Consider the following 21,065-nt stretch of genomic DNA (forward strand, 5'->3'; position numbering starts at 1 on the left):
CATGACTACTTCTTAATTAAATCTCATCACGACTTTAACACTCCGCTCTTATCAACCTGATTGACCACCAGATCTTTATAAAAGCCTTCCTGTGCAATCAATTCGCTGTGATGCCCCACCTGCACGACGCGGCCTTTGTCGAGCACCACCAGCTTGTCTGCCGCCATGATCGTGGACAGGCGATGGGCAACGACAACCGTGGTTCTACCGCCTAATTTATCATGGAGCGCCTGCTGAATGAACTTCTCGTTCTCACTGTCCAGACTGGAGACTGCCTCATCCAAGACAAGGATGGGCGGGTTTTTCAGTATGGCACGAGCAATCGCGATACGCTGCCGCTGTCCCCCGGAAAGGCAAAAACCCCGTTCTCCCGCTATCGTATCGTACCCATGGGGCTGCTCCATAATGAAATCATGAGCATAGGCCGCCTTGGCCGCTTCTTCAATTTCCGCATCCGTCGCCTCCGGCTTGCCCAGCCGGATATTCTCCCTGATGGAAACATTGAAAAGAAAAACATCCTGCAGAACCGCCGCGGTTAAGTCACGCAGGTTATCCAAAGAGATGTGGCGGATATCGACGCCACCAATGCGTATGGAACCGCCTTCAGCATCCCAATAGCGCAGCAAAAGGTTGATACATGTGCTTTTGCCGGCGCCGGAGGGGCCGACCAGGGCAACGGTCTGGCCTGGCTCTATAGCAAAGCTCACATCGTGCAGGACTTCGTCCAGAGCATCGTCATAGCGAAATGAAACATGCTCAAATACGACGCTATGCTGAAGCGAGGAGCAATCAATATCCTTCCCATCGTCTTTTACGACAGGAGCGGCATCAAAAACCATCTGAATGCGGTTGGCTGCGGCAAAAACATTGCCAAGATTTCTCGCTACACCGCATACTTCAATGATCGGGCTGAAAAGCAATGCGGAGAGCATGACGACCATGGGATAGACCTCAAAATCCAAACTATTTTGGGAGACAAATACGGCGGTCACAGCCATGACGATAACAGTAAAGACGCCCACAAAAATCTGCATCAGCGCACTCTCCGTCCCCGCCCGTTTACCGTATGTCAATTGCGCATCGTAGAGATTTTGCATGCTTTCCTTATTTCTCCCTTTGTAGCGCTCCAGATAATTCAGAGTCAGCAGCTCGCGCAATCCCTGAATGCCTTCGATTGTGACTGCATTCGCTTCGGCTGCTTTTTCACGGACTTTTCTGCCCTGCTCATCTGCCTTTTTCTGCAGCAGAAAGGGTGTCCATAGTGTTAATATGGAAAATATCATCATGAGAATAGAAAGCAGAATATGAATCTTGGCCAGCAGGATAAGCAGCACTATCGTAATGGCCACCGCCACCAGGAAGCTTCCGAAGGTATGCGCCAGAAACCACTCCAGAATTTCGACATCACTCATCAGCGTGGCCCCGATCTGACCGGAACGCTTCTTTAAAACGAAGGCCGGCGAGATGGTTTCCAGCTTGTCATACAACTTGATCCTGAAATCTCTCAAGACCCGGTAAGCTACATCATGGCCGAACCACATCTCTCCGTAATACATAACAGCTCTCAAAACAATACAAACGCAAAGCCAGCTAAAGAGAACGGAGAATTCAGACAAAAGTCTGCCTTCCATGGCCAGGGCCGCCATGTAGGCCACGATGCCGGCGGAGCCGATTGTACCTATGTGCTTTAAAAAGGTTGTGACGATGGTGGCTATCATCTCCAAGGAATAGGGCTTCATGGAGGCGATGAGGCGGAGGGTATTTTTAATACGCGTCGTTTCCTTCCTGCTTTCCCCGTTAGGCATTGTTCTCATCCCCTCTCTGCGCGCGGACGAGATCGGCATATATGCCGCCCTTCAGCAATAACTCCTCGTGGCTGCCTGCCTCTGCCAGCCCACCATGATCCAAAACAAATATCTTGTCCGCATTCTGCACTGTGGAAAGCCGATGGGCAATGATGATTGTGGTGCGCCCCTTGGTGAGGGAATCCAGCGTATTCTGAATGAGGGCTTCGTTCCTGGCATCCACACTTGAGGTAGCCTCATCCAGAATCAGCAGCGGCGCGTCCTTCAGGATGGCACGGGCAATCGCCAGCCGTTGCCTCTCCCCTCCGGAAAGATTGACCCCCCGCTCGCCAACGACAGTATCGTAGCCCTGGGGAAGCTCCCTGATAAATTCATGAGCGCCGGCTGCCTTGGCCGCGGCTATGACTTTGTCATCAGCAGCATCGGTGTGTGACATACGGATATTCTCAAACACGGTTCCGTAAAAAAGATAGGTATCCTGAAACACCGCGGCGATCTTGCTTTGCAGATAACGGATGCCGTAATCCTTTATATTTATGCCATTCATCAATATACTGCCCTGGGTCGGATCATAAAAGCGGAAGAGCAGATTGACCATCGTCGATTTGCCTGATCCGGATTTCCCGACAACGGCAATTGTTTGGCCGCCTTTGATCTCCAGGTTGATTCCTGCAAGCGCCGGCTTCGCCCCTTCGTTATAGGCAAAGATCACATCCTGAAATTGAACTGCCGGAAGGGGACCATCCAGCGAAACCGTATCCGCATTCTCTTTTTCCGTGATTTTCAGCTCTTCATCCACGATTTCAAAAAGCTCTTCCGCGACGGACAAGCCCAGAAAGCTGTTGTGCCAGTGGCCGTTAAGCTCCGACATCGGGCGGGCGCATTCCGCGGCAAGAAACAGGAAGGTGGATATGGCCATCACAGGAAAAAGGCCCGACTCTGCCCGATAGGCGGCGATGGCAACTGTTATCGCCGACGCGACCGAAGTCAGCAGCATCATAAGGCCTGAATCGATCAGAGAGAAGGTTGTATTGCGAATGGCCTGAACATAAAAGCCCTGAGCGTTTTCAGCAAGTTCACGGCCCTTGGCCCGGCTGGCTTTAAACGCCATCAATGTGGACATCCCCTGGACAGCATCTATATATTGGGCGTTGAGGGTCCCATAGGAGCGCCAGTAGGTCACGATGCTGCGGCTGACCAGCGGTACGGTTAAATAGGGGACAATAACGCAAAGCAGCATGGACACAATGATGATCAGACCGGTCACGACGTCGAGGGACGTCAGGTAAATACCGATGGCAAGACCGGATATGGATATGGTTATAATCTGGGGAATATAGTTGACGAGGAACGGCTCCAGGGATTCGATCCCATCCAGCACAAGGGACTGGACCTTCCCGCTCCGCTTATCGCTCAGATACCCCGGACCGAGATGCAGTATCTTGTCGAAGACCAAAAGCCTTATCTTGTTCTTGACCTTAGCGGCCACTACCTTGCTGTAGCTCTCCATCACACGGCTCAAAAATCCGCGCAAAAGCACCGCTGCAAGAGCGCTTACCACCGGGACGACAATAGTCTGTAAATCACTGCGTGCAAAAACAATGGACACCGCCTTGGCCATGGCCAAGGCCTGTCCGATATAAGTGGCGCTGATTGCCAAGCCAATCAGAACCTTCAAGGCAACCTCACCCTTAATTGCCGCCACGTATCGCAAGAGTCGTCCATATGCTCTCATCTGTTTATCCTCTCGTTATTTTATATGCAAAAGCACAATTTTTGACAAATTTATTGGGTATTTGAGCACAAGGGTCTCTATTAAGCTGACCCGATCATGCCGCTGCCGGTGTCCATCACCCGAGGAAAAAAGCAAGCCGCCTGATGTCCGGGGCCGCAATCCTTGAGCTGAGGTCTTTTTTCAGCGCAAACCTGCCTTCTCCTACCACAGTTCGCAAAGAAGCAGCATCCATTGTCTTCAGCATTCAACTCTGCAGATTGTATGGCCGGCAGTTCTTTATTCGTACCGGAAGTATCCAGCATAAAGGCTTCCGCACAGGATATGAGCAACTCCGTATACGGATGAAGGGGATAATCCATGACGCATTCTACTGTACCGCACTCTATCAATTTACCCCGGTACATAACAAGGACCCTGCTGCACAGGCAAGAGACGAGAGCCAGATCGTGGGAAATAAATAAATAGGTTGACATTTTTTCTTGCTTTAGCCTGACCAGCAATCGCAGGATCTGTGCCTGAACAGTAACGTCAAGGGCGCTTGTTGCCTCATCGAAAATCAGCAGATGAGGCTCGGTTATAAGTGCCCGCGCTATGGCGACACGCTGACACTCTCCCCCGCTGAGCTGCCGTACCCCCCGGTGAATGTGTTCTTCCGGGATTTCTACCATGCGCAGGGTTTCCGTTATAATCGATTTCGCTTCTGCCTTAGACGTTTTACGGGTATGGGACAGCGCCTCGTAGAGACAGGCAAAAACCGTCATATGCTTATCAAAGGTATCTGAGGGATCCTGAAACACCATATTGACCCTGTGTTTCCGCCTGCGGCCTTTCTCAATGCGTATGGGTTTTCCATTCAGGAGTGCTTGGCCTGAACTGGGCGCTTCAAGTCCTGACAGCAGGCGAGCCAGTGTGCTCTTACCGCATCCGCTCTCCCCCACCAGGCCGATGGATTCTCCCTCTCGAATTGAGAAACTCACATCATCAACTGCAGTTAGCCCTCCGTAGCACTTTGTCAAATTTTCAATGGTCAGGAGATTACTGTACATATGCTTCTCCTGCCAATTGGCACATAACCCTATGGTCTGCGGCAATCTCCCGGGTTTTGGGAAGCGTCTCCCTACACAGCCCGCAGCCTATGGGACATCGGTTATAAAATGAACAGCCTTGATTTTTCTCTTCATGGTAAATCGTCGGGCACACTGGCAGCCGGCCCTTTTTGTTTAAAACAGAGTTAATCAGCATTTGGGTATAAGGGTGTGCAGGGCTTGATAGAACCCGAGCTTTGGAGCCCGATTCGATCAATCGCCCGTCAAGCATGACGCCGATTTTGTCCGCCATACGCGCGACAACGCCTATATTATGAGTTACGAGGAGAATAGCGGCACGGCAATTTTCCTGCAGTTTTTTCAGTGTACCCACAACGTCTACCTGTACCGTAACATCCAAAGCAGATGTCGGCTCATCCGCCAGAATTATAGTGGGGTTCATCGCCATGGCCATGGCCAGCGCTACTCTTTGAATTGTGCCGCCGCTCAGCATGCCGGGATATGATTTGAGTATTCGTTCCGGCTCTTTTAACGCCAGTGTCTTCATACACTCCTGCGCCAGGCGGTCGGATTCCCTTCGGCTTATTTTTTTCCTGACGGAAAGTGCCTCATGAAATTGTTTCCCCACCTTCGTAATTGGATCCATAGCGCTGCCGGCCTGCTGGTGGACGGTGGCAATGGCGGCTCCGCGCAGTTTACGCAGCTCCGGCTGTGGCAGCGAGATAAGCTCTTTCCCTTCAAATACTACCTCGCCTTCAATATACCTGCCGCCCTCTCCCAGCAATCCGATAACCGCTTTGAGCAGCGTTGTTTTTCCGCTGCCACTTTCGCCGACTATACAATAGGTCTCGTGATGTTTCATAGCAAGGGTGACGTCTTTGAGAGCCAAATGATTACCATAGGCCACTGAAAGCCTGTTGATTTCGAGCAAGAGCTCACCTCCTACCTAACATAATTTTAGAGGTGCTTAGGCGTTAATATCCGTAGTTTCGTTGAGCAAATAGTATTCTGTGGCCTGGGTGGAATAGCCAGTGACCTTTTTATTGGCTGCAATCTGATATTTGAGGTGCCCAATCGTCAAAAACCCGCAGTCCTCCACGATCTTTTTCTGAATCTCTTTGGCAAGCTCTTGCCTTTTGCCGGCATCAAATTCTTCATCAAGCTGCGCGATCAGTGCGTCAACCTCGGGATTTGAATACTTGCCGTAGTTATAGTCAGCGCCGCTTTTAAGCATAATGTCCGCAAAGTACTGAGGATCGGCCACAGGAGCCATGATATAGCTGTTGAGGGCCAGATCAAAACCGCCGTTTTTGAGGAAATTGGTATGGGGTTCGTAATCGTTGATCTGGATATCTATGCCGATACCGATTTCTTTTAGCGACGCCTGAATCGCCTCGCAAAATGTGGACAGCAGGCTGCCATGAGAACCATAGGAGTAGATCTTGAAGCTCATGGGTACCCCATTCTTATCCAAGATGCCATCCCCGTCGCGGTCTATATACCCGGAATCGGCAAGAAGCTTCTTTGCCCCTTCCCGATCGTAGTCGACGCCTTTAACATTTCCATACGAAAAGCTGACGGGGAAAATTGCCGTCGCCGCTTCTGAGTTGCCTTTGTTGATAACGTCAGCAAAGGTCTCCCGGTCAATGGCCATGGTAATGGCCTTGCGCACATTAAGATCGGACAGAAATTGATTTTCAAAATCAAAATAGATAATTTGCGAACGGGAGCCCGAGGATTTAGTCACAGCAAAGCGATCGTTGCCCATAAACTGCATGACATTCTCCGTAGGGAGCTGGAAGATAAGATCGACTTCCCCATTATCCAGGGCCATCGCCTGAGCATTGCCATCCGTTATGTACTTTATGGTGATGGAGTCGAGCTTGGGCGTACCGTTCCAATAGTCTTGATTGGCGGTTAGTTCCATCTGGCCTTCCGTCATCGACTGTATCACAAAAGGCCCGGTTCCAACCGGTATACCCGTTTCATTGCTAAGGGTATCAGTATCCAGGATGGTGCAGACAACATCTGCCATGTTGTTAGGAAGGGCGGCATTGATCCCATTTGTTTTAACTGTGAGTTTTTGTTCATTCACTTCTATGGAGGCGATATTCAGCATGGTCACAGCCCGCGGGTTCATGGCAATCGTGCGCTCCAGACAAGCCTTAACAGACTCACCCGTCATTTTTTTCCCATTGGAAAAGCTTACATCATCACGGAGAATAAACTCCCAGGTAAACTCGTCAAGGCGCCGATATGTTTGGACAAGCCAAGGCTCCAGCTCCAAATGATCATTAATTTTAAAAAGGCGCTCGCCTACACCGATGCGCGTGGTTTCCCAGCTTGTTTTGCCGGGGTCAAGAGATTTGATTTCCGAGTGATAGGCTACATTCAAGTGCTTTGCCCCGGCCTCAGTCCGGCTTGTCTCCGGGGATTCAGACCCAGGGTTAATCGCGGCGGGCGTGTTGGAGCACCCGGCCAGGATCACGGCTGCCATGACGAGCAGTATGAAGCATTTTAATCGTCTTCTCATAACTTACCTCCCGTATTTTGTTTTTATATTACAGAGAGCTCTTGCTGTCTCACTGCCATATAGTCCTGAACACTGTCACCAAGCCGGTTTAAAATGATCACGGTGATCAATATTGCAATTCCTGGAAATAAGGTCTGCCACGGCGCTGTCATAAGCACTTTTCTGCCCTCACTGATCATAAATCCCCATTCAGGTATGGGTGGAGTTGCGGAGAGTCCCAGAAAAGAAAGGGCGGAAATTTCCAGCATGGTTCCCGCCAGAGCGTTCATGGCTGTTACCAACAATAATGGACTGATATTGGGAATAACATGATGAATAATAATGTACGCTGAGCCGCATCCGCACAGTCTCGCGGCATTAACATAGCCCGCGTTCCTGATCTTCAGCACCATGCTTCTTGCTATTCTCGCATAGGCTATCCAACCTATTGCACCGAGAGCAATCACCGCATTACCAAAACCGGCTCCGAGGACGCCGACGATGGCAATCGCCAGAACCTGACCGGGAAACGACTGAAAGATCAGTAAAAGCCGTTTTAGGATATTATCTACTGTCCCGCCATAATATCCGGCAGCCACTCCTATCAAGGTACCCAATATTCCGGTCATGGCAACGATAAGCAATGTCGCCGACAATGAACTCCGCGCACCGGTTAACACCCTTGAAAACAGACATCTCCCCAAATTATCCGTCCCAAACCAATATTCGTAACTTGGTGGCTGGTCAATGGCCATGACATTGGTCTTATAGGGATCATAGGGAGATATATTCTCACCAAACAAGGCCACAAAGAGCAGGCCCAGTGTCAGTATCATATATACGGCAAGCCTTATTTTTGTTCTTCTGCATTTCATCCCATCGTGCATTAGGTCGTTCTCCCCTTAGCCTTTTTAACGCGCGGGTCAAAGAAACCGTATGATAGTTCCGTCAACCCATAAATAAGACAGAAGATAAGAGATGTTGTCACAACAAAACCTTGAATAATTGTATAGTCTCTTTCGTTAATTGCGTTAAGGGCCAAACGCCCCAATCCCGGCCAGGAAAAAATTGTTTCCACGACTGCCGTTCCGCCAATCAATTCTCCAAAGCTGAGGGCGATAAGGGTCATGATGGGGAGCATTGTATTCTTTAGAACATGGCGAAAGAGAATTCTTAATTCACCGATACCCTTTGACCTGAGTCCATTGACGTAGGGCTCTTTCAGCTCTGCGGAAAAAGTAGTCCGTATCTGCCGCACCATTCTCGCGCATATACCTGTAGCAAGGGTTACCACTGGCAGGATGATGCCGGCCGCTTCTGCCGTGCTGCTCATTACAGAGATTAATTTCAGTTTGTAGGCAAAAACATACAGCAGCCCCAGTCCTACTAAAAAAGACGGCATAGCCAGCCGTATAAACGCAAGGGTGCATGTGATTTTGTCAAAGGCCCTGTCTTTTTTTACAGCTGCAAATACACCGACAGGCAACGCGACAACGATACCGAAAGCCAGACTGACGGCCGCTAACAGCATGCTGTTTTTAAGCGCGTTCATAATCCGCGGCGTTACGTTTTTCCCATCGACCATGGAAACGCCGAGATCCCCATGAACAAAGTCCGACAGCCAGGAGCCATACTGCTCCAGAAATGGCCGGTCCAAACCCATTTCGGCTCTTTTCGCAATAATATCCTGCTCGGTTGGCATGGCCCCTCCTGCGCGCAGTATGGTTGCCGCCGGATCACCGGGCGCAAGATGCATAAGGGAAAAAGATAAGAAAGTTACACCAAACAGCACTATCGCTACGTCGAATAGTGTATGCAGTAGTTTCTTAATACCGTGTTTCCACATTTGACTCTCACTTCCGCCAGTCACTGCTTATCTTTGTCTGTATGCAACAGTGCCCTAACCTGGTTTCATAATTTGCAGGGAATTTATGCCTTATCCGCTGTGACCATAAAAAGGGGGATAGAGCGATAGAGGAGCTGTTTTTCCTCACTATACACCTCTTCATTAAGTCTGGATGCAACTTTTATATTCTCATATCCAAATACCGGCAGTTGCTCAGTATCCCAATCGGGACGCAGGATATTATTAAAGTACAGGAGCTTTTTAAACTCTTCTTCTGTTTTCTCGTCCCCGCGATATGAATTGGGCGGAGTGCCATATTTCTCCCTGTATTCCGCCTCGTCTGCTTTTCTGGCGGCATTCCAATCCTCATTAAGTGTATAGTGCCAATTCCCATCCAAATACAGCAGACGCCCGCCTGGCTTCAAGACACGCAGCCATTCTTTAAAAGCTTTTTCAGGCTCATAGAGTATCCAGGTGACATTGCGTCCTACGATATAGTCGAAGGTATTGTCAGGAAAATCCAGAGAATGGCTGTCCATTACACTGAACTCTGCGTCGATCCCCGCCTTTTGGGCGTTTGAAACTGCGGTTTCAATCATCTTTTCAGCGCAATCAATGCCATGAACATTCCAGCCCATGCTTCCCATCAGCAAGGCAAAAAAACCAGGGCCGGTGCCAACATCCAGCACTTTACCGACCGGGCACGGCGCATTGCCGATGAGGAGGTCGCTCCATTTTTTTGACAGTTCACCGGAAAATTCATTTTGAATAATCGCATTGTAACCATCGGCGCAAAAACTCCAACGCTTGCCAATTGCTTTTGCTTCAGAAATTCCCATATGTATCACCTTTCGTTTGTATAATATTAAAAAAAATGAGCAAAAAGAGAAGATATATTGAATCCTGCCAAGGAAATCCAATATCAACGATTTGAGAACCTAACAACCTGATGAAATACAAAAGACCATGAAGTGTCCGCCCTATAGTTAGGGTAAACAGACCTCCATGGTCTTCGTTATACTATGATGAAATGGCCCATCCATGGCCAACCTCCAAAGTTATCTATAGGTTAACAATTCTTTTTTTATCTCACAAGCCCCATGGGGGGATATTTGGGGGGATCATTTTATAAACCGATCAATAGCCTTATGCAGATTTTCCATAGCCTCTTCATTACCATGATCCCAAGCATCAACAATACAATGCTCAATATGATCCTTAAGAATCACCTTACCGGTATTATTGAGAGCGGCTATAACTGCCGATAATTGAATCAGCACTTCGCTGCAGTCCTTCTCCTCTTCCACCATCCGTTTTACTGATTCCAGATGACCAATAGCCCGGGATAAACGATTGAGTACGGCTTTAGTGTGATGATGATGGTGATGCTGGTGACTGTGGACCTTCTCGCTCATGATAATCATCCGACTCCTTCATTACAAATTAAGACATCCGCTGAAAAATAAAAAACCACAGAGTTAACCCCTTTGGGCTAAACCTCCATGGTTTAATTAAATCTTATTCACTTCTTTATGAGGTACCTTATTCGCTGTAATTTTGCTTTTTCCTCCTTTAGGGGCTTTCGATGAGCCTTTGGCCGGTTTATCAATTGTTTATTGACACGAGCTCAACTTGGGCAGGGGTGAAATGAGGTGTAGTGCCCAATATCACTTCCAGTTCAGGGTAATTACGCTCAATCAGTAAGCGGTAGTTCTCATGAAAAGCACAAAAAGTACTTATGCAATTCGTGAAATGAATAGCCTCCACTTGAAAGTCCGCTAAGTTTTCTATTTGGGCAATAATCCGATAAGGAGCGATTTGAGACGGACACCCAGGACAATTGACCACTCCTACCAGCTCAACCTGTATATCCCTGGCATATCTACCAAATTCACCAACTCTGTTTTTCACATCATACAGGCATTGGGCACTGGAGCAGCCAAGCTTTTGAGTCACTTTCGAGCAGCAAAAAAGAGCGATTTTCATTGCCGCATGTACCTCCTCGCCGTTTTTCAATAGGCCTTTGCCCATTAAACAGGTGTCAGTCCACAATAAAAAAGCCATAGAGTGCCCGTGAATCAGGCAGACCTCCATGGCCTTGCTTATGCATTTTTAGTTTGATCGTCTTATCGCTGAATACAAAGAATCAGCCCTTAGAATCTGGTTTGTTCTAAGATTTAGCGGAAATCTTCAGATTTCCCTTATGGCTAATCTCTATTCGACGTTTGAAAATAATCTCCTTCTCTGTCTGTCGTTAATCCCCCCTGGGAGCTTGTCCGAATTTTTCGACATTGTTATACTCGAAAAAGAAATTATAGAGTAAATCATCCCTAAAATTCCAATTACATTTAGGATTTACGAAGGAGGACTTTATGAAAAAGAAACTTGCTCTGGTATTATCCGTACTTCTCATGCTTACTGTCACCGCTTGCTCAAGCGGTGACGGTAAACCTGTGGAAATCACGCCTTCCCAAGAGGGGGCAGCCCCGCCTCCAGCCGATGGAATCGTTGCCTATGTGGGCGGCACCATTTTTGAAAGCAGCCTGGACCCCATTAAAGGGGCCATGAGCTATGGGTATTCTTTTACCAACTGTGCTCTGCTGAGGGTAAACCCGGATTCTAACTACGAAGGTGACATGGCCACAGACTGGTCGATCAGTGAGGACTCTCTGGTCTATACCTATAAACTCAGAGAAAACGTCAAATTCAGCGACGGTTCGGATTTCACCGCCGACGACGTGGTATTTACCTACACTACTGTCAAAGAGAATCAGGCACATAATGAAAATGTCGATCTTACCAAGCTGGCCTCGGTCAAGGCTCTCAATGATTATACAGTGGAGTTTACCCTGTCGGAACCCTATTCACCTTTCCTTGACACAACCGCCTGTCTGGGGATTGTGCCCAGCGACAGCTATGACAGCAAAAAATTCGACCAGTATCCCATAGGAACCGGAGCCTGGATCGTCACCCAATATGATGCCAACCAACAGATTATCGTCAAGGCCAACGAGAACTATTACGCGGGTGCTCCCGCCATCAAAAAGGTAACCTTTGTCTCCATGAACAGTGAAGCCGCCTTTTCCAACGCCAAATCAGGTCAGCTGGATATCGTGATGATCGGGCCTAATTACACCTCTGAAAAAGTAGCTCACATGACGGCTGAAAGATTTGAAACGATGGATATCAGGATGGTTAATCTCCCTGTTCTCAAGGAGCAAACCATGAAAAATCCTGATGGTAAGGACATCAAGGTCGGGAATAACGTAACCTCAGACATCAATGTCCGCAAAGCTCTGGCCATCGGCATCGACCGTCAGACGATTATCAATCACGCTTTTAACGGCATAGGCAAGCCCGCGGTCAGCTTCACTGCCAATTTGCAATGGGCCAATACCGACACCTATCAAGATAACAGAGCAGAAGAAGCTGCCGCCCTGCTCCAGGACGCCGGTTGGGTGGATACGGACGGCGACGGCATCCGGGAGAAAAACGGCCTAAAATGTGAATTTAACGTCTATGCCCCCGGCTCCGACAATGAGCGCTTCCTGCTGGCCAACGCAGTTGCCGAGGATGCTTTAAGGTTAGGTATAAAAATCAACGTCAAAACGGCCAGCTGGGATGAGGTCGCTAATCTGCAAAGCCATTCAGGTATCGTATGGGGCTGGGGACAGTACAGCCCCACTGTATTGAATTCGCTTTTCAATTCCCAACTGTTCCTCAAGGGCGCTTACGATAACGTTTCCGGCTACGCCAACCCTCAGGTAGACGCCGACATTGAAAAGGCCTTCACCTCCACCACTCACGACAGCGCCATTGCCGCATGGAAAGCAGTTCAGGCGACAGTCAATCAGGATTATCCCTATTTGTATATTGTGAATATCGAGCACTGCTATCTGGTCAAAGATTCCTTGAACCTATCCCTGGATACCCAGATTGCCCATCCACACGGGCACGGCTCGCCGATTATCTGCAACATGAAGGATTGGCAATATAAATAATGACATCGAGAGGTCTTTCCGGTTACCGCACTTTTGGGGGAGATAAAAATGACCAGCACTAAACATATGGTTTCTATTTTAGTCCGGATGGTTCTGCTGCTGATGGCGGTCTGTGTAATTGCATTCGTTTTGATTACAAACTCGCCCATCGATCCTCTGGTTTCCTATATCGGGACAAATTCCACCTTGTCGGAAGAAGCCAAGCAGGAGATTTCCGATTACTGGGGGCTTAATGACCCTTTGCCGGAAAGATTTTCAGCTTGGACCGCCAATGTACTGCAAGGGGATTTTGGCGATTCCATTACTTACAAAAAACCGGTGCGTGACGTCATTTGGGAACGCTTCTCCTATTCCGCCGTCCTGATGCTGGTCGCGTGGGCAGCCTCCGGCGTCTTGGGATTCCTGATTGGCATCGCAGCCGGGATGCGCAAAGGCAGCGTCTTTGACAAAATGGTTAAGACCTTTTGCCTATGCCTGCAATCGGCTCCGACCTTCTGGCTCGGCCTGCTCATACTCAGCCTTTTTGCCGTTACTTTGGGATGGTTCCCCATCGGCATGGCCGCTCCCATGGGCAAGCTTGCCTCAGACGTGACCCTGGGAGACCGGGCCTACCACCTGGTGCTGCCGGCACTCACCCTTACTGTTGTCAGTATCAGCAAAATCACCCTTTACACGAGGCAAAAACTGATTGAAACCATGGGCAGCGACTATATTCTGTTCGCAAAAGCAAGAGGTGAAAGCGATGGGCAGCTTGTCACCCGCCATGTGCTCAGGAATATCGCTTTGCCGGCTATTACCATACAATTTGCCTCTTTCAGTGAACTGTTCGGAGGCATGGCGCTGGCCGAAACCGTGTTTGCCTATCCGGGCATCGGTACCGCCACTACCGCCGCCGCCCTCAACGGCGACGTTCCGCTGCTGCTGGGCATCGCCATCTTCAGTGCCTTGTTTGTTTTTTCAGGGAACCTGATCGCGAATGTCCTGTACGGGGTGCTGGATCCAAGAGTGAAGGAGGGCGGCGACTATGTATGACAACAAGCTTACGCCTGTCGGAAAACTTGGACTGCCAGAGATCAATATAAGGACCAAAATGCTTTTTTTAATTATTATTTCCGCCATCTATTTATTCGGCATTCTTATTTGGGGCTTTTTCATGGACGAGTCCCTGTATGCGGTCAGTTATACTCACAAATTTATCCCTCCCGGCCTGGAGCATCTTTTCGGCACGGATTTCATGGGCAGGGACATGTTTTACCGCAGCATTAAAGGGCTGTCCACAAGCCTTGTCATCGGAGTGCTTGCCTCCACCGTCAGTTCGATTCTGGCTCTGCTGCTGGGGATAGCCGCGGCGACCATAGGCGGGAAATTCGACAGGTTTGTCACTTGGTGCGTCGATTGCTGCATGGGTCTGCCCCATCTGGTCCTGCTGTTACTGATCTCCTTCATGCTGGGCCGCGGAGTGAAAGGCGTGGCGATAGCCGTTGCTCTGACCCACTGGCCGGAGCTTACCAGGATCGTACGTGCCGAAGTTCTGCAGATTCGCTCCTCCCAGTATGTGCAGTTATCCTATAAGGCGGGAAAGTCACGCTTCTGGGTCGCCAAGGAACATATGGTCCCTCATGTGCTCCCCACCTATTTGATCGGGCTGGTTCTGCTGTTTCCCCATGCTATTATGCATGAGGCTGCACTCACCTTTTTGGGCTTCGGCCTGCCTGCGGAATCCCCTGCAATCGGAGCAATTCTATCGGAGGCGATGGTTCATATCGCCACGGGTAAATGGTGGCTTGCCCTGTTCCCCGGCCTGTTGCTCTTGATCGCGGTCATTCTGTTTGACGTTATCGGCGAAAATCTTAAAAAGCTGCTGAATCCCAACAGCGGTAATGAGTAAAGTGGCGAAGAGGTGAGGTGTATCATGCAACTTGAAGCAAAAGACATTTATTTTCGTTATACGAGCAAAACGGCACCCATACTCAGTCAGGTGGATTTCACATTAAAAGAAGGGGAAAAGCTGGCCTTGGTCGGCCCTTCGGGCTGCGGTAAAAGCACCCTTGCCAAAATCCTGGCCGGATATATCAAGCCATCCGGCGGTACGGTACTGCTGGATGGCAGGTCCCTCCCTGATCAAGGCTATTCTCCTGTCCAGATGATCTATCAGCATCCTGAACTGGCGGTCAATCCAAGATGGAAAATGTCCAAAATCATCCATGAATGCTGGACCCCCAACAAGGAACTTCTCAAGGACATGGGCATTGAGAAGGAATGGATGTCCCGCTGGCCCACAGAGCTGTCAGGAGGCGAGCTTCAGAGATTTTGCGTCCTACGGGCCCTTGGACCGGAGACAAGGTTTTTGATTTGTGATGAGATAACCACTATGCTGGACGTTATTACCCAGGCACAGCTATGGCAGATCATTTTGGACATTGCTGAAAAGAACAGGTTGGGCTTGATCGTCGTGACCCATAATAACTATCTGGCGGATAAGGTCTGCGATAGAATCGTAAAGCTAACGGATATCAATCATGTCTGAAAATTTTCCTCGCCGGGCCATGGAAGTTTTAAGTGCTGCAGACATATCATAGTATCAACAGTGCCGGGCAAATGTTGAAACCGGGGCGCAGGCTGCCGGTGAATCCACTTTCCTTCAGCCTGCCCCAGCTCTCCATCATTTAAGCCGACACTGCCCCCTTACCCTTGGGGAGGATCGTAAAGGTCATTGATAATGGTGTCAATGACCTTTATATCCCTTACTCCTGTAAGGGTACCGTGGGCCGTGAGAAATATCCCGCCGGCAATCAGCGAATTCATGACACTCATAGCTTCCGCCAGCTGAAGATCCTCCCGCGGTTGGGGAACCGCCAGCGTGAATGTTTTTCCCTCGCTGGTTACAAAGGACAATCTCCCTGCCCTGTTCGTAGTCACAGCCAAGCTAAACACCTCCCTTTTTTTAAAATTTACTTGCACTATGACTCATCACTACGCGTCTATCAACTCCTCTGTTCTGCGGATATAGACTTCCAGAAGCTCATACTCGGACAAGCTGAAGATGGCGTGTGCCGCCTCATGCATCGCTTGTTCAGATGCATTGTAGTCTATATTGCTCAGAGTTCTCTGCCTAGTGATCGGCGCACCGCCGGGGCTAAGACCGGTCTGATAGACCAAGACCAGAGCAGCTCCGGACGGTTCGGCAACTACGGGCATAGAAAACACCTCCTTTCGGCCCAGGGTGACAGACTTGGTCTGTCCCCTACCAACATACTATGGCTTGGGCCGGCAGAAGGTTCCATTCTCAGCGCATAATTTTAAGAGGCTTTTTAGCGGGGGGCCATTCCTTAATCGTTTCGGCTATGGTCTCCAGCAACTTCTGAGCCTCTTTTCTCTTTTCCTCTTTCATCTCCTCATCAATATACGTGAGGTTGGTAAGGGCCGTGGTCAGCTCAAAGAAGGCCGTGCTGATGGTTTTACAACAGTTATCACAGCGTCCCACATACTTGGCAACAGCGTTGGGGTCAATTTCCGTGGGCAGGTTGTGGGTCGGCAAGGGGGTATCATTTAGCTGGGGGGTATTGCTTGCTTGAGCAGTACTGTTTGCCTGGGGGATATTACTTGTTTGGGCGGTACTGCTGACTGGGGAATCCGCGCCGACAGAGTCCCCTTCCCCCTGAACACTTCCCGTATTCTCAGGGTGCAGGAAAGATTTAGCCTGTTCCTTTTTTATTTTGGTGAGGGTGCTGCCAATCAGCTCCAGCCCTTTTTTGAGAACCTGATTCTCCTGAAAGGCCCGCTCCCCTTCCTGTTTGGCCTGGTCTCTGTCTTTGAGAGCCTGCTGCAACTCCTGTTTTGTCATACCAGCCACATCGTTCTGAGCCAAAAATTCCTGCCGCTCCTCTTCGGGTAAACCCAGCAGGAGGAGCGCCTGAGTGTATGTCAAATTACGCACTGGTGCGCAATTTGACATGCTTGGCTCGTCCAGGAAACTTGTCCCATACTCTTCGTAGAGCTTCATCAGTCTGTTGGCTGTACTCTGGGAATAGCCCACCGACTCTTCCAGCCACTTCCCCCATTCCCCGTGATTAAGCAAGCTCTTTGCTTCCTTGAGCCGTCGGCCTATTTCCACGGCGCTGGCCAGCAGGATCTTCTTGGTTTGGTGGGTAATCATATTGATTTCAGCCGCAATCACCAGCGGCGTCCGTTCGGTTGCACAATCATTCACTCCAATGCCCGCCCTTCGTTAATTTGTCTAATCACAAAATATGCCGATGGGCAAGGGATCGTGAAATTCATAGACAAGGCAGAGAACTCATTCCCGCTTCCTGAGCAGGAATGAGCCCCTAATGATAGACAAAATAAAAACCCCTCCCAACATAGACAAACACCCGTTTATCCAGTAGTGAGGGATTTGAAACTAAGCTTGAAGAGCTAATTGAAGCTCTAAACATTCACATTCCTTCGAAAACTAAACCTAAATCAACGACCAGCTCCGGAAAAACGGTGACCCGGACTTTGGACTCCTCCGTGTAAACTTCAGGTCTGCCAAAACGCCCGTTTTCCTGCAGGGTAAAAACGCTGATAAATTTCCCCTCCGGCTCCACAATCCAGTATTCCCGGACCCCCGCCCTTTCATAGCGATTAAACTTCAATACTTTATCATTTCTTGCTGTGGCAGGAGAAGAAATCTCGATAATTAAAGCAGGTGTTCCGTAATAGCCGGTTCCTCTGAGGCCTTTTTTATCACAAATGACCACTAGATCCGGCTGGACTACAAAGGTGGTCTCTTCATCCTTCTGGTTGCCTTCCGGAAGCCTTAAGTCAAAAGGTGCCGCAAACACTTGACAAGAGTTACCTTTCAAAAAAACATTGAACTGTGTTAAAAGCTCTCTCGCTATCGCCTGATGCTGCCAAGTGGGAGCTGATTGCAGAGAAGGAACTCCCTCATATATCTCCCACCGCTCGTAGTCCGGCCAGGTAAGATAGTCAGAGTAAGTATATTTCTTATCTTCTCGGTGTAACTTCATAACTGCCCCCACCTTTTCTTGGAAGGTACTACGGAAAGCCGACCTATTTTAACATATTATACCATCCCATGCTGCTTTGGTGAAGCTAAAGTTATTCCACGGCCTTCTCTACTTTCATTGCAACCCGCTCCATATGGTCTTATTATTCTTCTCTCTCGCCGTCATCATCGCGTCTGCCACCTCGTCTGTGGGGAAATACGCCTCCATAAAAGCCGTGGAAATCACCCCTGTGTCCGCCAAAGTTGCGGCCATGGTGAGGATGATACTTCATGAATTTCTCCATCATATGCTTGCGCAAGTCCCCATCGCCATCTGTAAACTGTTCCTCAAGCCGCTCAGTGATGCGCTTGAGATAGTCGCTGAGATTGGCCAGTTCCTCGTCATTTAAGACATCAAACAATTTTTCCAATTCCTGTGGCATATCGCCTATCTCACTGGCAACAGCAGCACCTTTCTCGGTCAGCTTGATGTTGACACTGCGCCGGTCTTCTTCCGATGTTTCGCGGGTAATGAATTCATTTTTCTCCAGCTTATTTAAGAGTTCCGCCAGCCCCTGCTTGCTCATATCCAGCAAGTAAGTCAATTCCTTTTGGCTGATTTCAGGCTTCAGCTTCAACAGGGCAAGAACCCTTCCCTGTCCTCTTTGCGGATTACCCCAAGGCCCGAAATTCATAAAGTTCTGTGCCTGATAGCGATGCAATAACCCTTGCAAACGCATGAACCGTCCTAATATCTCTTTTTTTGTTTCACCCATGTGATGCACCCCCGTTATTGATTTTATTTTTGAGGCACTATAGTCAAGTACCTGACTATATTTTAGCAACAGTCACCCAATACGTCAAGTACCTGACTAAATATTTTTTTAAAAAAAGCGCCTCTCTATCGTAAGCGCTTTAAGTCATCGTTTCATTCCACTCTGCCTTTTGCCCGCTTATTCAAATTGCTCCAAAACCCCTTCGATTTTTTCCGTGAATTCGTTATCCCGAATATAAATAAGATTTGATTTTATATGATAGATCAAAGACTTCAAGGCAGTCTCCGCCAGCATATAGGCCTGGGCAGAATCCGTAATATAGCTGTCACCAATATAATGATGCTGCATTTTGATCAACTGCATCATTGCCCAGATGTCTTCCGCCAGTTTGATAGGTACGACTACAGCTTTCTTATAGCTTTCCTGGATTTTTTCATCCCTTATTTTGCGGTTCTCAGCACAATCCGCTGCCAGTTTATAAGCACTTAAAACTTCTGAAAATACTTTGGCATCCTCATCAATGGCATCGGTAAATTTTACTCTGTAACTATGGAATACTTCTGCCATCCCTTTCAGTTCTTTGGCCAGTGCCCCATCTTCCATTTTATCAGCCGTCAATCTGGAGGCCATTTCTGCCAGCGCCGCGGCGGATGCGGCATTTAACGCGGCCACACTTCCGCCTGCAGGTGTAGACGGCAGCAAGGCAACTTTTTCCAAAAAGACATTTATGGTTTCGTCAAAAAGAATACTCTCACCCCATCTCTAATTTAAGTTCGCCAACTTCATCTCTCTATGGTATTTTTTCCAACTCTGGTTTCCCTACACCTGGATTGCTCACGAAAATTTTTCCAGTCCTTAAGCTGAACTAAACAAGGCGGTGCGACTGCCTGTCGACGCAAAACCCGGTCCCATTCGGAACCGGGTTCAAGTTATTTGCCGTAATCTAATTATGACGGGGTATTTCCTCCACATCCTTATTCTCGTTTCTGATGAAATCTCCATTATAGGGGAATCTGGCCACCTTGACGCGGATATTCATCTGCCGGGTCCCCGGAGTACCCCAAATCAGAGTCAATTCGGTACCCTCTTTGGCATAGGCCGGATCAATGAAACCCAGCGAAATCATGCTGTTGTAGTGATAAGAAACGATTCGGCCGGAGCTGATGCCGATATCTTTACCGTTGTAAAGAACACGGTCGGCACGATAAGCCGCCTCACCTCTGAAAGTATTGCTTGTGAACACCCCTTCCGACTCAGCCCCTATGCTTTCGCAGGCTTCTTCACCGGGTTTGAACTGGGTTGCAAACACCGCGCCTACGTCATCACCACTCCATTCCAGGGTTACAGCAGTACGGGGAGGGTTATCGGCTATCTTCTCCAGGGCTTTGCGGCCTCTGAACTCGTGGTTGAATTTGACCAGGAACCCCCAGCCCACATCATAAGGAGTCACAAAACGGGCTTGCAGCTCCTCACCCACGCTTCCTACCAGCTTGCGGTTGAGGTTGTACATAGAATATTGAGGGTTGGCCAGCATATACTTGGCCATATCCTCCCCTGATTCGAACCAGGGAAGAGGATAATGAAGATGGATATTGGGGAACCCGGCTTCTGTATGATTAAACAGGTTATAGGCATGCATTCCTAACTTCCGTGCACCGAACTTCTGACCGCTGTTCCAGACTTTACGATATACTTCGTCAAATTCAGCCATGGGTCCATGGATTTCATATGCAAGGTTCCCTGACATGCCGAGACGGATAATTTCCACTTCTTTTCCGTCCATGACCGCCTTGCGGTGGGTGGCAAACTTGATATCATGAAGATCCGCCGCAAAGGCATCCTCCAGAATTTCCAAAGATCGTTCACCGGCAATCTGAATGAAGTATTCAGTCCCGCTCAGATCTTCACCAGCCACATTCATCCCACTGGTTTTCAAAAAGTAATCGATCGGGGGATTCAGCCAATAGGTACGGTATCTGTCTTCACCAATCCGAATCACAACACCGTCCGTTAAAACCTGGCCTTGCTCATTGCAGATGACCGCATGCCTTAATCCTTTGGTGGTCAAATTGGTAAAATCATTCACACAGATCGAGTTTAAGAACTTAACCGCATCCGGTCCAACCACATCATAAATAGGACTGATCATCAGCGTTGTGCCAATCCAGGCACTCTTTCTGTAACCATCGATTTCATAGTCGACACCGCCGAATTCATAAGGTACAAGAAGGCCGGGCGCCATCTGGAACAGCAGGGTTGCTGTTTCCAGGGCCGGGCTGAACTGATGATAAATAGCGGGACTCTCATTGCCGGTAACCACTTGAAATTGTGCTCTTTGGTCGTCTGAACTCATG

The 21,065-nt window shown here is 48.9% G+C and carries 21 protein-coding genes; 4 read left to right on the top strand and 17 right to left on the bottom strand.

Translation table 11 applies throughout. The features are described 5' to 3' along the window. Positions 1–26: 26 nt before the first annotated feature. The 10 genes from BUA14_RS02550 to BUA14_RS02595 all read right to left on the bottom strand — a co-directional run bounded on the left by BUA14_RS02550 (position 27) and on the right by BUA14_RS02595 (position 10,930). Positions 27–1,805, bottom strand: a complete 1,779-nt coding sequence (locus tag BUA14_RS02550) for an ABC transporter ATP-binding protein (RefSeq protein ID WP_072771122.1) — start codon at positions 1,803–1,805, stop codon at positions 27–29. After that, positions 1,798–3,540: an ABC transporter ATP-binding protein gene (locus BUA14_RS02555; RefSeq protein WP_072771123.1), complete on the bottom strand. Its 1,743-nt coding sequence runs from the start codon at positions 3,538–3,540 to the stop codon at positions 1,798–1,800. Before BUA14_RS02555 ends, BUA14_RS02550 begins: the two co-directional genes overlap by 8 nt. Positions 3,541–3,620: 80 nt before the next feature. Then, positions 3,621–4,586, bottom strand: coding sequence for an ABC transporter ATP-binding protein (locus BUA14_RS02560; protein ID WP_072771124.1), 966 nt, complete (start codon positions 4,584–4,586; stop codon positions 3,621–3,623). After that, positions 4,576–5,517 carry an ABC transporter ATP-binding protein gene (locus BUA14_RS02565; protein ID WP_072771125.1) on the bottom strand — a complete coding sequence of 314 codons (942 nt, stop codon included), beginning with the start codon at positions 5,515–5,517 and terminating at the stop codon, positions 4,576–4,578. The genes BUA14_RS02560 and BUA14_RS02565 overlap by 11 nt, the downstream gene beginning before the upstream one ends. A gap of 36 nt (positions 5,518–5,553) precedes the next feature. Next, positions 5,554–7,119 carry an ABC transporter substrate-binding protein gene (locus BUA14_RS02570; RefSeq protein ID WP_072771126.1) on the bottom strand — a complete coding sequence of 522 codons (1,566 nt, stop codon included), beginning with the start codon at positions 7,117–7,119 and terminating at the stop codon, positions 5,554–5,556. A gap of 23 nt (positions 7,120–7,142) precedes the next feature. After that, entirely contained in the window at positions 7,143–7,985 is an 843-nt protein-coding gene (locus BUA14_RS02575; protein WP_072771127.1) for an ABC transporter permease, read from the bottom strand. Then, positions 7,985–8,944, bottom strand: a complete 960-nt coding sequence (locus BUA14_RS02580; protein WP_072771128.1) for an ABC transporter permease — start codon at positions 8,942–8,944, stop codon at positions 7,985–7,987. Before BUA14_RS02580 ends, BUA14_RS02575 begins: the two co-directional genes overlap by 1 nt. 83 nt (positions 8,945–9,027) lie before the next feature. Next, positions 9,028–9,783, bottom strand: a complete 756-nt coding sequence (locus tag BUA14_RS02585; protein ID WP_072771129.1) for a class I SAM-dependent methyltransferase — start codon at positions 9,781–9,783, stop codon at positions 9,028–9,030. 282 nt (positions 9,784–10,065) lie between these two features. Continuing rightward, the gene (locus BUA14_RS02590) at positions 10,066–10,368 is read right to left on the bottom strand and encodes a metal-sensing transcriptional repressor (RefSeq protein WP_072771130.1); all 303 of its coding nucleotides are present in this window, start codon (positions 10,366–10,368) and stop codon (positions 10,066–10,068) included. A gap of 181 nt (positions 10,369–10,549) precedes the next feature. Continuing rightward, positions 10,550–10,930, bottom strand: a complete 381-nt coding sequence (locus BUA14_RS02595; protein WP_072771131.1) for a CGGC domain-containing protein — start codon at positions 10,928–10,930, stop codon at positions 10,550–10,552. Positions 10,931–11,316: 386 nt separating this feature from the next. Between BUA14_RS02595 and BUA14_RS02600 the strand changes: the two genes are divergently transcribed. From BUA14_RS02600 to BUA14_RS02615, 4 genes are read left to right on the top strand one after another with little or no spacing between them, the layout of a single operon-like run. After that, a complete protein-coding gene (locus tag BUA14_RS02600; protein ID WP_072771132.1) occupies positions 11,317–12,945 on the top strand; it encodes an ABC transporter substrate-binding protein in 1,629 nt (542 codons plus the stop codon). A gap of 48 nt (positions 12,946–12,993) precedes the next feature. Next, positions 12,994–13,977, top strand: a complete 984-nt coding sequence (locus tag BUA14_RS02605; protein WP_072771133.1) for an ABC transporter permease — start codon at positions 12,994–12,996, stop codon at positions 13,975–13,977. Continuing rightward, on the top strand, positions 13,970–14,833 hold the full coding sequence (locus tag BUA14_RS02610) for an ABC transporter permease (RefSeq protein WP_072771134.1): 864 nt from the start codon (positions 13,970–13,972) through the stop codon (positions 14,831–14,833). Before BUA14_RS02605 ends, BUA14_RS02610 begins: the two co-directional genes overlap by 8 nt. Positions 14,834–14,857: 24 nt before the next feature. After that, positions 14,858–15,472 (top strand): ABC transporter ATP-binding protein, encoded by a 615-nt coding sequence (locus tag BUA14_RS02615; protein WP_072771135.1) that lies wholly within the window; start codon positions 14,858–14,860, stop codon positions 15,470–15,472. Positions 15,473–15,630: 158 nt separating this feature from the next. Here BUA14_RS02615 and BUA14_RS02620 read toward each other — a convergent pair whose 3' ends face one another. The 7 genes from BUA14_RS02620 to BUA14_RS02650 all read right to left on the bottom strand — a co-directional run bounded on the left by BUA14_RS02620 (position 15,631) and on the right by BUA14_RS02650 (position 21,064). Then, positions 15,631–15,870: a DUF2922 domain-containing protein gene (locus BUA14_RS02620; protein WP_072771136.1), complete on the bottom strand. Its 240-nt coding sequence runs from the start codon at positions 15,868–15,870 to the stop codon at positions 15,631–15,633. Between the two features lie 48 nt (positions 15,871–15,918). Then, positions 15,919–16,143 (bottom strand): DUF1659 domain-containing protein, encoded by a 225-nt coding sequence (locus tag BUA14_RS02625; protein WP_072771137.1) that lies wholly within the window; start codon positions 16,141–16,143, stop codon positions 15,919–15,921. A gap of 88 nt (positions 16,144–16,231) precedes the next feature. After that, complete coding sequence (locus tag BUA14_RS02630) at positions 16,232–17,155, bottom strand: DUF3102 domain-containing protein (protein ID WP_072771138.1); 924 nt, start codon at positions 17,153–17,155, stop codon at positions 16,232–16,234. Between the two features lie 226 nt (positions 17,156–17,381). Beyond that, positions 17,382–17,957, bottom strand: a complete 576-nt coding sequence (locus tag BUA14_RS02635) for a Uma2 family endonuclease (protein ID WP_072771139.1) — start codon at positions 17,955–17,957, stop codon at positions 17,382–17,384. A 142-nt stretch (positions 17,958–18,099) separates the two neighbouring features. After that, the gene (locus BUA14_RS02640; protein WP_072771140.1) at positions 18,100–18,711 is read right to left on the bottom strand and encodes a MarR family winged helix-turn-helix transcriptional regulator; all 612 of its coding nucleotides are present in this window, start codon (positions 18,709–18,711) and stop codon (positions 18,100–18,102) included. Between the two features lie 177 nt (positions 18,712–18,888). Continuing rightward, a complete protein-coding gene (locus tag BUA14_RS02645) occupies positions 18,889–19,458 on the bottom strand; it encodes a cyclodeaminase/cyclohydrolase family protein (protein ID WP_345788625.1) in 570 nt (189 codons plus the stop codon). A 196-nt stretch (positions 19,459–19,654) separates the two neighbouring features. After that, entirely contained in the window at positions 19,655–21,064 is a 1,410-nt protein-coding gene (locus tag BUA14_RS02650) for an aminomethyltransferase family protein (protein WP_072771142.1), read from the bottom strand. Position 21,065 lies beyond the last annotated feature (1 nt).

The organism is Desulfitobacterium chlororespirans DSM 11544 (assembly GCF_900143285.1).
Classification (GTDB): domain Bacteria; phylum Bacillota; class Desulfitobacteriia; order Desulfitobacteriales; family Desulfitobacteriaceae; genus Desulfitobacterium; species Desulfitobacterium chlororespirans.

Coding starts and splice junctions, on each gene's coding strand:
- BUA14_RS02610 (WP_072771134.1), top strand. CDS start 13,970: ATGTATGACAACAAGCTTACGCCTGTCGGAAAACTTGGACTGCCAGAG.
- BUA14_RS02590 (WP_072771130.1), bottom strand. CDS start 10,368: ATGATTATCATGAGCGAGAAGGTCCACAGTCACCAGCATCACCATCAT.
- BUA14_RS02615 (WP_072771135.1), top strand. CDS start 14,858: ATGCAACTTGAAGCAAAAGACATTTATTTTCGTTATACGAGCAAAACG.
- BUA14_RS02585 (WP_072771129.1), bottom strand. CDS start 9,783: ATGGGAATTTCTGAAGCAAAAGCAATTGGCAAGCGTTGGAGTTTTTGC.
- BUA14_RS02580 (WP_072771128.1), bottom strand. CDS start 8,944: ATGTGGAAACACGGTATTAAGAAACTACTGCATACACTATTCGACGTA.
- BUA14_RS02605 (WP_072771133.1), top strand. CDS start 12,994: ATGACCAGCACTAAACATATGGTTTCTATTTTAGTCCGGATGGTTCTG.
- BUA14_RS02635 (WP_072771139.1), bottom strand. CDS start 17,957: ATGAAGTTACACCGAGAAGATAAGAAATATACTTACTCTGACTATCTT.
- BUA14_RS02570 (WP_072771126.1), bottom strand. CDS start 7,119: ATGAGAAGACGATTAAAATGCTTCATACTGCTCGTCATGGCAGCCGTG.
- BUA14_RS02595 (WP_072771131.1), bottom strand. CDS start 10,930: ATGAAAATCGCTCTTTTTTGCTGCTCGAAAGTGACTCAAAAGCTTGGC.
- BUA14_RS02625 (WP_072771137.1), bottom strand. CDS start 16,143: ATGCCCGTAGTTGCCGAACCGTCCGGAGCTGCTCTGGTCTTGGTCTAT.
- BUA14_RS02640 (WP_072771140.1), bottom strand. CDS start 18,711: ATGGGTGAAACAAAAAAAGAGATATTAGGACGGTTCATGCGTTTGCAA.
- BUA14_RS02650 (WP_072771142.1), bottom strand. CDS start 21,064: ATGAGTTCAGACGACCAAAGAGCACAATTTCAAGTGGTTACCGGCAAT.
- BUA14_RS02575 (WP_072771127.1), bottom strand. CDS start 7,985: ATGCACGATGGGATGAAATGCAGAAGAACAAAAATAAGGCTTGCCGTA.
- BUA14_RS02600 (WP_072771132.1), top strand. CDS start 11,317: ATGAAAAAGAAACTTGCTCTGGTATTATCCGTACTTCTCATGCTTACT.
- BUA14_RS02550 (WP_072771122.1), bottom strand. CDS start 1,805: ATGCCTAACGGGGAAAGCAGGAAGGAAACGACGCGTATTAAAAATACC.
- BUA14_RS02555 (WP_072771123.1), bottom strand. CDS start 3,540: ATGAGAGCATATGGACGACTCTTGCGATACGTGGCGGCAATTAAGGGT.
- BUA14_RS02560 (WP_072771124.1), bottom strand. CDS start 4,586: ATGTACAGTAATCTCCTGACCATTGAAAATTTGACAAAGTGCTACGGA.